We start from the raw sequence: 14637 nt of genomic DNA, 5'->3' as shown, positions 1-14637 counted from the left end.
CCCTACGGAGGGCTATTTGACGCTCAGCCGCCCGCTGATCCACTCCAGCGCCGCGGGGATCTCGCGGCGCCACGTGTTGAAGTTGTGCCCGCCGCTGGGCAGCGTGATCGACGAGACCCTGGTGGGCGGCTTCACCTTGTCGATGAACTTCTCGGTGTCCCCGTAGTTGTCCTCGCCCTGCTTGCTCGTGGTGACGAGGAGGGACGTCCTGGGCGGCGGCAGGTGGTCCAGGGACCACATCAGGTCGGCGCGCCGCTCCAACTCCTTGTCGCCGTGGAAGAGATCGCCGGTCGTGACGTCGATGGGCGCCTTGTAGTACGCGGAAAGGCCCGCCCCGGCGGCGTACACGTCGGGGTGGTGCATGGCCAGCTTCAGGGCGCAGTAGCCGCCCGTCGAGTCGCCGATCACGCCCCAGCTCCCCGGCTTCTGGCCCACCCTGTAGTGCTCGGAAATGGCATCGGGCAGGTCCTTGGCGAAGTACGTCTCGGCCTGCGGGCCGCCGGGGATGTCCACGCACTCGGTGTCCCGCGGCGGCGCGACGGTCGGCCGCAGCATGACAAGGATCATCGGCTGCATGGTGCCCCGCTTGGCCTGCGCATGGGCGGTCTGCGGGTAGCGCAGGCCCTTGATGAGCGCCTCCGCGGTGCCGGGGTAGCCGGTCAGCACCACGGCCGCGGGGAACCTGCGGTCCTTGTAGCGGGGCTGGAAGTACTCGGGCGGCAGATAGACGTACGCCTCGCTCGCGATGTCCGACTCCTTCCCGCTGACGGTGACCTTCTGAATCTGGCCGCCGGTCGAGGGCCTGCCGCCTCCAGGGACGTTCACCGGGCGGGTGCCACGGACGTCCACCGGGCCGCCCTCGCCCTTGGCGGGGTCGTGGTCGACGACCACTCCGGGGCTCGTCTCCTGGCCGAAGAGGTCCGCCCAGGTCGCGTAGAAGCCGAACGCCTGGTTGGCGGCGATGCCTACCGACGCGAAGATCGCGAGCTGGGTGGCGATCAGCAGGCCGACACGTCCGGTGACAGTCCGCCAGTTCTGCCGGGCCAGGCGCGGCCAGAACCAGACGGTTCCGATGAACAGCACGACGGCCAGAGCCACCGCCAACGCGAGGACCTTGTTGCTCGTAAGACCCATGGGGTGTTCCTGCCTGCGCTTTCTGCCAGTCCCGTACCGCTGGGCCGCGCCCGCCGCCGTTGACCGGGCATCGCCACACCTTTTCCGGGGGTTTTCCGATCCGGAGTGAACCCGAGTCCCGGAACGACCGTCCTAGAGGACGCAATTGTCGCCGGATGCCGCATTTGGCACCGGGTCCAAGGTCTCTCGCGGAACTACGGGATGCGATGTCTGTCAGGATAGATGCGGAAATATCGGGTGAGGTTCCGGGTGGTGACGGCAAGCTCCGCCGGATGCTCCGCGGCCCCCGCCCCGAGGCCGTACCGGCCTTCGTGGCCCGCGCCTGCACCCTCGTAGGGCTGCTGAACATCGCGGCGGGCGTCTTCCCGCGCTTCCGGCACAGCCGCATGCACGCGGTCGCCGAGGTACTCCCCGGAGCGCTCGGCCCCTTCGCCGCCGCCCTCGCGCTCAGCTCGGGCGTCCTCCTGCTGCTGCTCGCGCACGGCCTGCGCCGCCACAAGCGGCGCGCCTGGCGGGCCGCCGTGGTGCTGCTCCCGGCCGGAGCGGTGGCCCAGTTCATGTACCGCCACTCCGTCATCGGCGTACTGATCTCGCTCGCCCTCCTGACCCTGCTGCTGCGCCATCGCGGCGAATTCAGGGCGCTCCCCGACCCGCGCAGCCGCTGGCGCGCCGTGGCCAACTTCGTGGTCCTCGGGGCCGGTTCCATCGCGCTCGGCCTGGTGATCGTCAGCGCCCACCCCGGCAAGGTCATCGGGGACCCGGGCATCACGGACCGCCTGGCCCACGTCCTGTACGGCCTGTTCGGCTTCGAAGGGCCTGTCGACTACTACGGGACCACGTCCTGGACGGTCGCCTACTCGCTCGGCGCGCTCGGCATGCTGACCGCCCTCACCACCATCTACCTGGCCTTCCGCCCCGAACACCCCGCCGCGCGGCTCACCGAGGACGACGAGACGAAGCTGCGCGCCCTGCTCGCCAAGCACGGCGCCCGCGACTCGCTCGGCCACTTCGCGCTCCGCCGCGACAAGGGCGCCGTCTTCTCGCCCAGCGGCAAGGCCGCCGTCACCTACCGCGTCGTCTCCGGAGTGATGCTCGCCAGCGGTGACCCCATCGGCGACGTGGAGGCCTGGCCCGGCGCCATCGAGCGCTTCATGGACGAGGCGAAGGCCCACTCCTGGACGCCCGCCGTCATGGGCTGCTCCGAGACCGGCGGCGAGGTCTGGACCCGCGAGACCGGCCTGGACGCCCTTGAACTGGGCGACGAGGCGGTGGTGGACGTCGCGGATTTCTCCCTGACCGGGCGCGCGATGCGCAACGTGCGCCAGATGGTCAAGAGGATCGAGCGCAATGGCTACGAGACGCGCGTACGGCGCGTGTGTGACCTCGGCGAGCAGGAGCTCGCCAGGATCCAGCGCGCCGCCGACGACTGGCGCGGCACCGACACCGAACGCGGCTTCTCCATGGCGCTCGGCCGCATCGGTGACCCGAACGACGGCGACTGTCTGATCGCGACTGCCCACAAGGCCGACGAGGAGCCGGGTCCCTACGGAGACCTCAAAGCCGTCCTGCACTTCGTCCCCTGGGGCGAGGACGGCGTCTCCCTGGACCTCATGCGCCGCGACCGCGCCGCCGACCCCGGCATGAACGAGCTGCTCATCGTCGCCGCCCTGCAGGCCGCACCGAAGCTCGGCATCGCGCGCGTGTCCCTCAACTTCGCCATGTTCCGCGCGGCCCTCGCACGCGGCGAGAAGATCGGCGCGGGCCCGGTGCTGCGCGCCTGGAGGGGCCTGCTCGTCTTCCTCTCCCGCTGGTTCCAGATCGAGTCCCTGTACAAGTTCAACGCGAAGTTCCGCCCCCGCTGGGAGCCCCGCTTCGTCGTCTACCGCTCCTCCAAGGACCTGCCCCGCATCGGCTTCGCGGCCATGCAGGCCGAGGGCTTCGTCACGCTCGCGCTGCCCCGTTTCCTGCGCGGGAGCACTCAGGGGCGCCGTCCCTGCCCGCACCGGGCGGCGGAGCGCGAGGTCCAGGCGGCGTAAGGGCGCCTCGTACGGGCCTACGCTGGAGGCATGAGTACGTTGCGCGGGCGGGGATCGGTCGAAGGACTGCCGGAGTGGGGCCGCTGTGCGGTCATGGGGGTCGTCAACGTGACGCCCGATTCCTTCTCCGACGGGGGCCGCTGGTTCGACACCACGGCCGCCGTCAAACACGGTATCGACCTGGTCGCCCAGGGCGCCGACCTGGTCGACGTGGGCGGCGAGTCCACCCGGCCCGGCGCCACGCGCGTGGACGAGGACGAGGAGCTGCGCCGCGTGATCCCCGTCGTGCGGGGTCTCGCCGCCGAGGGCGTCACGGTCTCCGTGGACACGATGCGGGCCACCGTCGCCGAGCAGGCGCTGGCCGCCGGCGCTGCCCTGGTCAACGACGTCAGCGGCGGCCTCGCCGACGCCCGCATGGTCCCCGCGGTGGCCGCCGCCGGCGCGCCCTTCGTGGTCATGCACTGGCGCGGTTTCCTCGCCGACATCCACGCCAAGCCCGTCTACGAGGACGTGGTCTCCGAAGTCGTCGACGAGCTCCACGCGCGCGTGCGGGCCGCCATCGAGGGCGGCATCGCCCCCGAGCGCATCGTCATCGACCCGGGCCTCGGCTTCTCCAAGGACGCCGAGCACGACCTGGCGCTCCTCGCCCGTCTCGACCGGCTGCGTGAGCTCGGCCACCCGATCCTGGTCGCCGCGTCCCGCAAGCGCTTCCTCGGCCGTGTCCTCGCGGGCCCCGAGGGCGCGCCGCCGCCCGCCCGCGAGCGCGACGCCGCCACCGCCGCGGTCTCCGCCATCGCCGCCCACCAGGGCGCCTGGGCGGTCCGCGTGCACGAGGTGCGGGCCACCGCCGACGCCGTCCGGGTCGCACATGCCGTGACCAGCGCGGCCGGCGGCGACCGGTGACCGGGGCCCGCACCGACGTCGAACAGGTCGAGCGCGCCAACACGGCCTTCTACGAAGCCCTGGAGCGCGGCGACTTCGACGAGGTGTCCGACCTGTGGCTGGACACCGGCACCAGGGACGCCCTCGACGACGAAGAGGTCGGCTCGGACGACGAAGAGACCGCGATCTCCTGCGTCCACCCCGGCTGGCCGGTCCTCACCGGCCGTGGCGAGGTGCTCAGGTCGTACGCGCTGATCATGGCGAACACGGAGTACATCCAGTTCTTCCTCACCGACGTCCACGTCGGCGTGGCGGGCGACACCGCCCTGGTGACCTGCACCGAGAACATCCTCAGCGGCGGCCCGCCGCCCGAGGGCGGCGGCGAGCTCGGGCCGCTCGTCGGGCAGCTCGTGGTCGCCACGAATGTGTTCCGGCGCACATCGGACGGATGGAAGCTCTGGTCGCACCACGCATCACCCGTACTCGCCGAATCCGACGACGAAGAGGGCGAGGAGTCACCCTCCTGAGTGGGTAGGGGCGGGTCGAGGAGCCCCCACGGGCGAGGACTGTCAGTGCTCGCAGGTAGATTCGATCGAGGCTGGTGTGCCGACCGCACTCGGCACAGGCCCGCCGATACCGACGATTGCAGGAGTGATTCGCGTGGATCGTGTCGCGCTGCGCGGCCTCAAGGCCCGTGGGCACCACGGTGTCTTTCCGCGGGAACGCGAAGAGGGCCAGACCTTCATCGTGGACCTGGTCCTTGGCCTGGACACCCGTGCGGCCGCCGCCGACGACGACCTGTCGAAGACCGTGCACTACGGCGTCGTGGCGGAGGAGGTCGTGGCCGTCGTCGAGGGCGAGCCCGTGGACCTCATCGAGACGCTCGCCGAGCGCATCGCCCAGACGTGTCTGAAGCACGACGGAGTCCTGGAGGTCGAGGTGTGCGTCCACAAACCGGACGCCCCGATCACCGTCCCCTTCGACGATGTGACCGTCACCATCACCCGGAGCCGAGTATGACCGCGTTTTCCACGCAAGGGCAGAGCGATCCGACCGTCCAGCCGGTGCCCACGGCCGTTGTGGAGCAGGTGGACGCCGCCGACACGACCCTCTCCAACCCCAAGCGCGCCGTGATCTCCCTCGGCAGCAATCTCGGCAACCGCCTGGAGAACCTGCAGGGCGCCGTCGACGCCCTGGAGGACACCCCCGGCCTGCGCGTCAAAGCGGTCTCTCCGGTGTACGAGACCGAGCCCTGGGGCGTCGAGCCGGGCAGCCAGCCGTCGTACTTCAACGCGGTCGTGGTGGTGAAGACGACCCTGCCGCCCTCCTCGCTCCTGGAGCGGGCGCAGGCGGTCGAGGAGGCCTTCCACCGGGTCCGGGACGAGCGCTGGGGTCCCCGCACCATCGACGTCGACATCGTGGCGTACGCGGACGTGGTGTCGGACGACCCGGTCCTCACGCTGCCCCACCCCCGGGCGCACGAGCGGGCCTTCGTCCTGGCGCCCTGGTACGACGTGGAGCCGGACGCACAGCTGGTCGGCCGCGGCCCGGTCGCCGAGCTGCTCGCCGCGGTCACCCGCGAGGGCGTCAAGCCCCGTGTCGACCTGGAACTCCGGCTGCCCGAGTAGTCGTTAGGGTCATCGGGTCCGCACAACGAAGATCCGTACGACGGTCCGTACGACGCGGATCCGCACAACGACGAAGGGTCATCCGTGAAGCAGCTGCGCATCAGGACACTGGCCGGCCTCTTCGTGGTGGCCGGAGTGCTGTCCTGGGCCGGCGCCCGGCTCTGGGACTCGCTCGGCACGCTGCCGAGGGTCCCGCTCGCCGCGCCCATCGTGCTCGCGGCGATCGCCGCGGTGCTGCTCGCGACGGCACTCTCGCTGCGCTCCCGGCTGCGCGCCCAGCGCGAGCGACGCCCCGGCGCGAAGGGCGTCGAACCGCTGATGGCCGCCCGCGCGGTCGTATTCGGCCAGGCGAGCGCCCTGGTGGCGGCCCTCGTCGCCGGCATGTACGGCGGCACGGGTGCCTTCCTCCTGGAGTACCTGGACGTCCCGGCCCGCCGGGACCAGGCGATCTACGCCGGCTTCTCGGTCGTGGCAGGCATCGCCGTGATAGCGGCCGCCTTCTTCATGGAGCGCGTCTGCAAGCTCCCCGAGGACACCGACGAGGACGGCCAGAACGGCGGGGCGGCCCCCGCGGCCTGAAGGCCTCTACGGCCCATCGCCCGCCGCAGCGCTATCGCGCCATGATCAGGCTCATCGCCTCGTTGCGCGTCGCGGGGTCACGCAGCTGACCGCGCACGGCCGACGTGATGGTCTTGGCGCCCGGCTTCCGCACGCCGCGCATCGTCATGCACATGTGCTCGCACTCGACGACCACGATGACGCCGCGCGGCTCCAGGATCTGCATCAGGGAGTCCGCGATCTGCGTGGTCAGCCGCTCCTGCACCTGCGGACGGCGGGCGTACACGTCCACGAGGCGGGCGAGCTTCGACAGGCCGGTGATCTTGCCGTCGGTCGACGGGATGTAGCCGACGTGGGCGACACCGACGAACGGCACCAGATGGTGCTCACAGCTGCTCATGACCTCGATGTCCTTCACCAGGACCATCTCGTCATGACCGAGGTCGAACGTCGTCGTCAGGACGTCCTCGGGCTTCTGCCACAGGCCGGCGAATATCTCCCTGTACGCGCGTGCCACGCGACCGGGAGTCGCCCGCAGGCCCTCGCGGTCCGGGTCCTCCCCGACCGCGATCAGCAGCTCGCGCACGGCGTTCTCAGCTCGCTTCTCGTCGAACTCGCTGATCGTGCCCTCGCCGTCCAGCGTCACGGGGTCGGTCATCTGTGCCTCGTTCCTTGCGTTCTGCGTTCCTGCGCGCGAGTGCGTACGAAAAAACTGCGCCCCCCAGGCTAAAACCAGGGGGGCGCAGCATCCATTCCGGGCCTGCTGAGGCGCTCGGGGTCAGCTCTCGGGTCGGTCCTCAGGGGCCTTCTCGAGGGACTGGGCCTCCGTCGCGCCGGCAGTGACCGCCGGCGTGCCGTTCGCACCGTTCGTCAGCGACAGCTCCCTGGGGGAGAGCACCGGCGGGCGGGTCGAGGGCGTACGCCGCGAGGAACCGGTCCACGCCGGGCGGGCCGGGCGCTTCACGATGCCGGCGAAGACCTCGGCGATCTGCTCCTTGTTGAGGGTCTCCTTCTCAAGGAGCTGGAGGACCAGGTTGTCGAGAACGTCGCGGTTCTCGACGAGGATCTCCCAGGCCTCGTTGTGCGCGGTCTCGATGAGCTTCTTGACCTCTTCGTCGACCAGCGCCGCGACCTCTTCCGAGTAGTCCCTCGGGTGCGACATCTCGCGCCCCAGGAACGGCTCGGTGTTGTCGCCGCCGAACTTGATCGCGCCGAGCCGCTCGGTCATGCCGTACTGCGTGACCATGGCACGCGCGGTGGCGGTCGCCTTCTCGATGTCGTTCGCCGCGCCCGTCGTCGGGTCGTGGAAGACGAGCTCCTCGGCCGCGCGCCCGCCCAGCATGTACGCGAGCTGGTCGAGCATTTCGTTGCGCGTGGTCGAGTACTTGTCCTCTTCGGGCAGGACCATGGTGTAACCCAGGGCCCGGCCGCGGGACAGGATCGTGATCTTGTGCACCGGGTCCGAGTTCGGGGAAGCCGCCGCGACCAGGGCGTGTCCGCCCTCGTGGTACGCGGTGATCTTCTTCTCCTTGTCGGACATGATCCGGGTCCGCTTCTGCGGGCCCGCCACGACACGGTCGATCGCCTCGTCGAGCGACAGGTTGTCGATCAGCTTCTTGTCGCTGCGCGCCGTCAGGAGCGCCGCTTCGTTCAGCACGTTCGACAGGTCGGCGCCCGTGAAACCGGGCGTACGCCGGGCGACCGCGCCCAGGTCGACGTCCGGGGCGACCGGCTTGCCCTTCTGGTGAACCTTGAGGATCTCCAGACGGCCCTGCATGTCCGGGCGGTCGACCGCGATCTGCCGGTCGAAACGGCCGGGGCGAAGGAGTGCCGGGTCGAGGATGTCGGGCCGGTTCGTGGCGGCGATCAGGATGACGCCGCCCTTCACGTCGAAGCCGTCCATCTCGACGAGCAGCTGGTTGAGCGTCTGCTCGCGCTCGTCGTGGCCGCCGCCGAGACCGGCGCCACGGTGGCGACCCACCGCGTCGATCTCGTCGACGAAGACGATCGCCGGGGCGTTCGCCTTGGCCTGCTCGAAGAGGTCACGCACTCGGGATGCACCGACACCGACGAACATCTCGACGAAGTCGGAACCGGAGATCGAGTAGAAGGGGACGCCCGCCTCGCCCGCGACGGCGCGCGCGAGCAGCGTCTTGCCCGTACCGGGCGGGCCGTAGAGCAGCACACCCTTGGGAATCTTGGCGCCGACGGCCTGGAACTTGGCCGGCTCCTGGAGGAACTCCTTGATCTCGTGGAGTTCTTCGACGGCCTCGTCGGACCCCGCCACATCGGAGAAGGTCGTCTTCGGGGTGTCCTTGGTGATGAGCTTGGCCTTGGACTTCCCGAACTGCATGACCCGGGAGCCGCCGCCCTGCATCTGATTCATCAGGAACAGGAAGACGACGACGATGAGGACGAAGGGGAGCAGGGAAAGAAGAATGCCGACGAACGGGTTCTGCTTCGACTCCGAGACGGTGTAACCGTCCGGGATCTTCTTGTCCTCGAACTTCTCCTGCAAGGTGTTGGCGATGGCGACGCCCTGGTCGCCGATGTAGCTCGCCTGGATCTTGCTGCTGTCCTTGACCTTCTGGCCATCCTTGAGCTCGACCTTGATGGTCCGCTCGTCACCGGTGGTGAGCTTGGCCGACTCGACCTTGTCGTCGTTGATCGCCTGCACCACTTGGCCGGTGTCAACCGTCTTGTAGCCGCCGGACGAACCGACGACCTGCATCAACACGACCACGGCAAGGACGGCCAGCACGATCCACATGACTGGCCCACGGAAGTATCGCTTCACGTCCATCCATACGGAGCGATGACGCCCCGTCCCTCCTGCCATAGTGAGTTTGATAAAGACTGTTCTTCGGACGGTACCCCAGCATTGTCACCCGAAGCCGCACGGGACGGCTGACAAACCCGTCTTCGCATGCTTCAACGCGGGGAACCGGGTGAGGGTTCCCGCTCAGCCGCCGTAGACGTGCGGGGCGAGCGTGCCGACGAACGGCAGGTTGCGGTACTTCTCCGCGTAGTCCAGGCCGTACCCGATGACGAACTCGTTCGGGATGTCGAAGCCGACCCACTCCACGTCGATCGCGACCTTGGCCGCCTCCGGCTTGCGAAGGAGCGTGCACACCTTCAAGGAGGCAGGCTCGCGCGAGCCGAGGTTGGAGAGCAGCCAGGACAGCGTCAGACCGGAGTCGATGATGTCCTCGACGATCAGGACGTGCTTGCCCTTGATGTCGGTGTCCAGGTCCTTGAGGATCCGCACCACACCGGAGGACTGGGTGCCCGCGCCGTACGACGACACAGCCATCCAGTCCATGGTGAGCGGGGTGGACAGCGCACGCGCCAGGTCCGCCATGACCATCACGGCGCCCTTGAGGACTCCGACGATCAGCAGGTCCTTGCCCGCGTACTCCGCGTCGATCTTCGCGGCCAGCTCAGCCAGCTTCGCGTCGATCTCTTCCTTGGTGATGAGCACCGACTGAAGGTCGGTGCCCATGTCTTTCGCGTCCACCCGCATCACTTTCGGTCGTCCGTCCCACCGGCTGCGCGGGGACCAGAGGCCCCTCGGTCAACAGCCTTGCCGGATAACCAGTCTGCCACCCTGGCGCTGAGCCACGACTTTGCCCGGCAGATTGATGGCTCCCTGACCGCGCCAGCCGGTGATCAGCCGGTCGATCTCCTCGATGTGCCGGGCGAACAGCGCACCGGCCGGGGAGCCCGCATCGATGGCCGCGCGGCGCACGATCCTGCGGCGTACGGCGGGCGGCAGGGCGTAGAGCTTGGCGCACTCCAGGAGTCCCGTGGCGTCGCGCACGGAGGCTTCGGCCTGCGCGGCCCAGTGGTCCAGGGCGTCGGCGTCGTCCCGGGACAACTGGGCCGTACGGGCGAGAGCCTCCACCACGCCCTTGCCGAGCGCCTTCTCCAAGGCGGGCAGTCCTTCGTGCCGGAGCCGGGAGCGGGTGTAGGCGGGGTCGGTGTTGTGCGGGTCGTCCCAGACGGGCAGCGACTGGACCATGCAGGCCTTGCGGGCGGTCTGCCGGTCGATGTGCAGGAACGGGCGGCGGTAGCGGCGATCGGCGCCGGGCCCGCCGGAGACGGCCGCCATCCCGGACAGGGAGCGGATGCCGGAGCCGCGGGCGAGGCCCAGCAGAACCGTCTCCGCCTGGTCGTCGCGGGTGTGGCCGAGCAGGATCGCGGCGGCGCCGTGCCGCTCGGCGGCGGCGTCGAGGGCGGCGTACCGCGCGTCGCGGGCCGCGGCTTCGGGGCCGCCGTCCCGGCCTACGTCCACGGCCACGGACTCGATGGGGTCGAGGCCGAGCGCGGTGAGGCGGCTGACGACCTCGGCGGCGCGGAGGTCGGAGCCGTCCTGCAGCCGGTGGTCGACGGTGACGCCGCCGGCGCGGATGCCCAGCTTGGGGGCCTCGAAGGCGAGGGCGGAGGCGAGCGCCATGGAGTCGGCGCCACCGGAGCATGCGACGAGCACGAGTGGCGGGGCGGCCTGCTCGCGTGGAGGGTGGAGGCGGGAGGTCGGTGGGGGGACGCGCTCGGGGTTGCGCCGTGCGTCGGGACGCGACCCGTGGGGGCGCTGTGCGTCGGGACGCTGGAGGTCGGTGCGCTGTACGTCGGTCAGTACGTCGTGGAGTACGCGGCGGACCGCCAGGCGTATCGCCGCGACCGCAGGATGGGGACCCATGTCCGGTTCCCTTCATGAAGTTCGGGGGTGAGCCTCGGACCTGTCACTCAGGACCGCTCAGGAGATCGGGCCTCAGTCAGACCTCATGAGGTTAGTCACTCAGAGTGTGTCGATGGTGACAGAGCCGAGCCGTTCCCCGAGCATTGCACGCCTACCCATGGCTCACGGTCCCTCGGACGGGTGATTGCGGGGGCGTTCTCCTGCCATCGGCCGCATCCAGTCCCTCACTCTCCCTTACGGTGCACCCTCGCGACCCAGTCCGCCGGTTTGGCGATCTCCGCCTTGGTGGGCAGGGTGTTCGGCGAAGTCCACACCCGGTTGAAGCCGTCCATTCCGACCTCGCCGACGACGGCTCGGACGAAACGCTCGCCGTCCCGGTATTGGCGCAATTTCGCGTCGAGTCCGAGCAGCTTGCGCAGGGCCTGGTCGAGGCGGCTCGCCCCGCGTGCGCGGCGCTGCTGGAACTTCTCACGGATCTCGCCGACCGACGGCACCACATCGGGGCCGACGCCGTCCATCACGAAGTCCGCGTGGCCCTCGAGGAGCGACATGACGGCCGTGAGGCGGGCGAGGATCTCCCGCTGGGCGGGGGTCTGGACGAGCTCGACGATGGAGCGGCCACCGTCGTCCTCCTCGCCCTCGGGGCGGCCGCCGGCGAGCGACTGGGCGGCTTCCCTGATGCGCTCGAGGAACGTCATCGGGTCGACGTCGGTCTCGGAGAGGAATGACTGGATCTCCCCCTCCAGGTGGTCGCGCAGCCAGGGCACCGCGGAGAACTGGGTGCGGTGCGTCTCCTCGTGCAGACAGACCCAGAGCCTGAAGTCGTGGGGATCGACGTCCAGTTCGCGCTCGACGTGCACGATGTTCGGCGCCACGAGGAGGAGCCTGCCGCCGCCGTTCTCCCCCGCCGGGAGGTCGCGGGTGGCCGGGGCGAAGGTCTCGTACTGCCCGAGGACGCGCGAGGCGAGGAAGGAGAGCAGCATGCCCAGCTCGACGCCCGTCACCTTGCCGCCGACCGCGCCGAGCATGGCGCCGCCGGGGCCGCCGCCGCGGCGGTCCTGCATCTTGTCGAGCAGCGGCTTGAGGATCTCCCGGAACCCCGCCACGTTCGCCCGGATCCATCCGGCCCGGTCGACGACGAGCACCGGGGTGTCATGGATGTCGCCCGTCCCCATCCGGGTGAAGGAACGGACGTGCTCCTCCGAGGACTTGGCATGCTTGCGGAGCTCGGCGACGATGGCTCGCGCCTCGTCCCGGCTCACTTCTGGACCCGGCCGTACCAGCCGGGTCGCGGTCGCCACCGCGAGATTCCAGTCGACCATCTCCGCACCACCGATGCTCGTCATGCGTCAACGGTACGTGGTCGTGTCCGGCTGCGGAGGAGGTTGGGGCCCTGACCTTTCCCCTAGGGACTGGGACGCCGCCCCGCCTCTATGGGCGCCCCTTCGGGGCGCGCTTACCTGCACCCGCATCCCGCCACCGCCGAAGCCATCCCGTCCAAGGCCGCCTGGGCTTTCTTCGGGTCTGTCGTGCCCGTTGTCATGAAAGCGAAGACCAGGAGGCGGCCGTCCGCGTTCACGACCGTGCCCGCCAGGGTGTTCACGCCCGTGAGCGTGCCGGTCTTGGCGCGTACGACGCCGGTGCCAGGGGAGTCCTTGGGGTAGCGGTCGACCAGCGTGCCCGTGAAGCCCGCCACGGGGAGGCCCGTGACCACCGAGCGCAGTTCGGGGTGGGCCGGGTCGGCGGCGCGGTCGAGGAGCGCGGCGAGCAGCTCGGCGGAGATCCGGTCGGCCCGGTCGAGGCCGCTGCCGTCGGCAAACTTCGCCCCGGCCAGCGGCAGCCGGACCTTGCTCAGCTCGGCGGAGATCGCCTTGGACGCGCCGTCGAAGCTCGCAGGCTCCTTCGCGGCGAGCGCCGTCTGGCGGGCCAGGGCCTCCGCGATGTCGTTGTCGCTGTGCGTCAGCATCCGCTCGACCAGGGACGAGAGCGGCGGCGACTCGACCTTGGCGAGGGATTCCGCCCGGCCGGACGCCTTCGCCGGGCCGGGGTCCTTCTTCGTCTCGATGCCGTGGTCCTTCAGGAGGTCCGCGAACTTCTTCGCCGCGTCCTTCGCCGGGTCGCCCGAGCGCGGGGCCGGCCCGCTCGCGGAGTCGTCGAGGCGGCCCTCGTCGGCCATCAGCGCGGTGACCTGGGAGAGGTTCTCGTTCGGCCCGATGGGGTGCTGCGAAGGCCCGGCGTACAGCGAGGTGTCGTACGACACAGTCACCTTGTCGACGCCCTTGTCCTTCAGGGCGCGCGCGGTGTCCTCGGCCAACTCGCGCAGGCTCGCCGAGCTCCCGGCGTACGGACCGTCCTTGCGGGCGGTGAGCGTTGGATCGCCGCCGCCGACCAGGACGACGTCCTTCGAGTCCGGCTCGATCACCGTCTTCGTGGTGATGCGGTGGTCCGCGCCCGCGGCCGCCAGCGCCGCCACCGCCGTGGCGATCTTCGTGGTGGAGGCGGGCGTCAGGGTCTCGCCCACCCCCTTGCCGTAGACCCGCTCCCCGGTGTCCGCGTCGACGACGACGGCCGAGCGCTCCGGGCCGAGGGCCTTGTCCTTCATCAGCGGGTCGAGGACCCCCGCGAGCGCCTTCCCGTTCGGCACGGGCGCCGCGCCGCCCTTCGCGGAACCGGCGGGAGCGCCGAGCCCGCTGAGCACGGAAGGGGCGCTCGGGGCGCTTTCGGGCGCTCGTCCAGCGGCGCCCGCTCCGTGATCTGTGCCACCCCCGGCCTCCTGAGAAGCGGCCCAGTCCCGCTCGGCCGTACGCTGACCGGAGGAGTCCCAAGGGCCGGCCGCGGCCACCGCCCCGGCCGCGACAGCGAGTCCGACGGTGGCGGCACCCGCCGTGAGCTGCCAGGTCTTGAGTTTCGCAGGAGATTTGAGAGCACCCGGGAGCTTGGGAGCCGAAGGCTTCGGAAGCTGCCTCAATAGCTGCCGGGTCTGCTGCCAAGGCTTGAGCTCAGGCACGACGACCAGCCCCTTTCGCGATCACACTTCTGCGTGAGGGACACTTAACCACCCGAAGTATGTGCTGATCATGGAGGAGCCACCCGTGGAGTTCGACGTCACCATCGAGATTCCGAAGGGTTCGCGGAACAAGTACGAGGTGGACCACGAGACCGGCCGGATCCGCCTGGACCGTCGCCTCTTCACGTCGACCAGCTACCCCGCGGACTACGGCTTCGTCGAGAACACCCTCGGCGAGGACGGTGACCCGCTGGACGCCCTCGTCATCCTGGACGAGCCGACCTTCCCGGGCTGCCTCATCAAGTGCCGCGCGATCGGCATGTTCCGGATGACCGACGAGGCGGGCGGCGACGACAAGCTGCTCTGCGTGCCGGCCTCCGACCCCCGCGTGGAGCACCTGCGCGACATCCACCACGTCTCCGAGTTCGACCGCCTGGAGATCCAGCACTTCTTCGAGGTCTACAAGGACCTGGAGCCCGGCAAGTCCGTCGAGGGCGCCGACTGGGTCGGCCGCGCGGACGCCGAGGCCGAGATCGAGAAGTCGTACAAGCGCGCCGAGGCCCAGGGTCACTGACCCGGCCCTCCCCCGCCTCTGACGGGCCGCGCGGTCTTCACCAGGACCGCGCGGCCCGTTCGCGTATCCCCGCGCATACTGTTCGTACTGGAGGTGCACAAGGGTTCGTATGTGGGAAT

Annotated in this window: 14 protein-coding genes; 7 read left to right on the top strand and 7 right to left on the bottom strand. The window is 70.0% G+C overall.

Translation table 11 applies throughout. The features are described from left to right. Positions 1-12: 12 nt before the first annotated feature. A complete protein-coding gene (locus tag AB0O76_RS21890) occupies positions 13-1134 on the bottom strand; it encodes an alpha/beta hydrolase-fold protein (protein ID WP_365493651.1) in 1122 nt (373 codons plus the stop codon). A gap of 230 nt (positions 1135-1364) precedes the next feature. Here AB0O76_RS21890 and AB0O76_RS21885 point away from each other — a divergent pair, with 230 nt between their 5' ends. From AB0O76_RS21885 to AB0O76_RS21860, 6 genes are all read left to right on the top strand, one after another. After that, entirely contained in the window at positions 1365-3170 is a 1806-nt protein-coding gene (locus AB0O76_RS21885; RefSeq protein WP_365493854.1) for a phosphatidylglycerol lysyltransferase domain-containing protein, read from the top strand. Positions 3171-3200: 30 nt separating this feature from the next. Beyond that, on the top strand, positions 3201-4073 hold the full coding sequence (folP, locus tag AB0O76_RS21880; RefSeq protein ID WP_365493648.1) for a dihydropteroate synthase: 873 nt from the start codon (positions 3201-3203) through the stop codon (positions 4071-4073). Beyond that, positions 4070-4579, top strand: coding sequence for a nuclear transport factor 2 family protein (locus AB0O76_RS21875; RefSeq protein WP_365493645.1), 510 nt, complete (start codon positions 4070-4072; stop codon positions 4577-4579). The genes folP and AB0O76_RS21875 overlap by 4 nt, the downstream gene beginning before the upstream one ends. Positions 4580-4712: 133 nt before the next feature. Beyond that, on the top strand, positions 4713-5072 hold the full coding sequence (gene folB, locus AB0O76_RS21870) for a dihydroneopterin aldolase (protein WP_365493642.1): 360 nt from the start codon (positions 4713-4715) through the stop codon (positions 5070-5072). Continuing rightward, entirely contained in the window at positions 5069-5680 is a 612-nt protein-coding gene (folK, locus tag AB0O76_RS21865) for a 2-amino-4-hydroxy-6-hydroxymethyldihydropteridine diphosphokinase (RefSeq protein WP_365493639.1), read from the top strand. The genes folB and folK overlap by 4 nt, the downstream gene beginning before the upstream one ends. An 84-nt stretch (positions 5681-5764) precedes the next feature. Next, positions 5765-6259: a DUF3180 domain-containing protein gene (locus AB0O76_RS21860; RefSeq protein ID WP_365493636.1), complete on the top strand. Its 495-nt coding sequence runs from the start codon at positions 5765-5767 to the stop codon at positions 6257-6259. Positions 6260-6290: 31 nt separating this feature from the next. On the opposite strand, the gene folE is transcribed toward AB0O76_RS21860, so the two are convergent. From folE to dacB, 6 genes are all read right to left on the bottom strand, one after another. Continuing rightward, positions 6291-6896 (bottom strand): GTP cyclohydrolase I FolE, encoded by a 606-nt coding sequence (folE, locus tag AB0O76_RS21855; RefSeq protein WP_365493633.1) that lies wholly within the window; start codon positions 6894-6896, stop codon positions 6291-6293. Between the two features lie 120 nt (positions 6897-7016). After that, a complete protein-coding gene (gene ftsH / locus AB0O76_RS21850; protein ID WP_365493630.1) occupies positions 7017-9041 on the bottom strand; it encodes an ATP-dependent zinc metalloprotease FtsH in 2025 nt (674 codons plus the stop codon). A gap of 159 nt (positions 9042-9200) precedes the next feature. After that, entirely contained in the window at positions 9201-9761 is a 561-nt protein-coding gene (hpt, locus tag AB0O76_RS21845) for a hypoxanthine phosphoribosyltransferase (protein WP_135330538.1), read from the bottom strand. A 51-nt stretch (positions 9762-9812) separates the two neighbouring features. Then, complete coding sequence (gene tilS / locus AB0O76_RS21840) at positions 9813-10937, bottom strand: tRNA lysidine(34) synthetase TilS (RefSeq protein ID WP_365493626.1); 1125 nt, start codon at positions 10935-10937, stop codon at positions 9813-9815. A gap of 224 nt (positions 10938-11161) precedes the next feature. Continuing rightward, positions 11162-12283, bottom strand: a complete 1122-nt coding sequence (locus tag AB0O76_RS21835; protein ID WP_365493623.1) for a zinc-dependent metalloprotease — start codon at positions 12281-12283, stop codon at positions 11162-11164. A gap of 110 nt (positions 12284-12393) precedes the next feature. Further along, the gene (gene dacB / locus AB0O76_RS21830) at positions 12394-13944 is read right to left on the bottom strand and encodes a D-alanyl-D-alanine carboxypeptidase/D-alanyl-D-alanine-endopeptidase (RefSeq protein WP_365493620.1); all 1551 of its coding nucleotides are present in this window, start codon (positions 13942-13944) and stop codon (positions 12394-12396) included. An 85-nt stretch (positions 13945-14029) separates the two neighbouring features. Between dacB and AB0O76_RS21825 the strand changes: the two genes are divergently transcribed. Next, complete coding sequence (locus AB0O76_RS21825; protein WP_135330561.1) at positions 14030-14518, top strand: inorganic diphosphatase; 489 nt, start codon at positions 14030-14032, stop codon at positions 14516-14518. Positions 14519-14637 lie beyond the last annotated feature (119 nt).

Source organism: Streptomyces sp. NPDC086554, from assembly GCF_040686095.1.
Taxonomy (GTDB): domain Bacteria; phylum Actinomycetota; class Actinomycetes; order Streptomycetales; family Streptomycetaceae; genus Streptomyces.
Note: the sequence above shows the minus strand (reverse complement) of the source record. Positions and strands in the feature narration are given on the sequence as shown.

Coding starts and splice junctions, on each gene's coding strand:
- AB0O76_RS21890 (WP_365493651.1), bottom strand. CDS start 1,134: ATGGGTCTTACGAGCAACAAGGTCCTCGCGTTGGCGGTGGCTCTGGCC.
- folP (WP_365493648.1), top strand. CDS start 3,201: ATGAGTACGTTGCGCGGGCGGGGATCGGTCGAAGGACTGCCGGAGTGG.
- folK (WP_365493639.1), top strand. CDS start 5,069: ATGACCGCGTTTTCCACGCAAGGGCAGAGCGATCCGACCGTCCAGCCG.
- folE (WP_365493633.1), bottom strand. CDS start 6,896: ATGACCGACCCCGTGACGCTGGACGGCGAGGGCACGATCAGCGAGTTC.
- ftsH (WP_365493630.1), bottom strand. CDS start 9,041: ATGGACGTGAAGCGATACTTCCGTGGGCCAGTCATGTGGATCGTGCTG.
- hpt (WP_135330538.1), bottom strand. CDS start 9,761: ATGCGGGTGGACGCGAAAGACATGGGCACCGACCTTCAGTCGGTGCTC.
- tilS (WP_365493626.1), bottom strand. CDS start 10,937: ATGGGTCCCCATCCTGCGGTCGCGGCGATACGCCTGGCGGTCCGCCGC.
- AB0O76_RS21835 (WP_365493623.1), bottom strand. CDS start 12,283: ATGACGAGCATCGGTGGTGCGGAGATGGTCGACTGGAATCTCGCGGTG.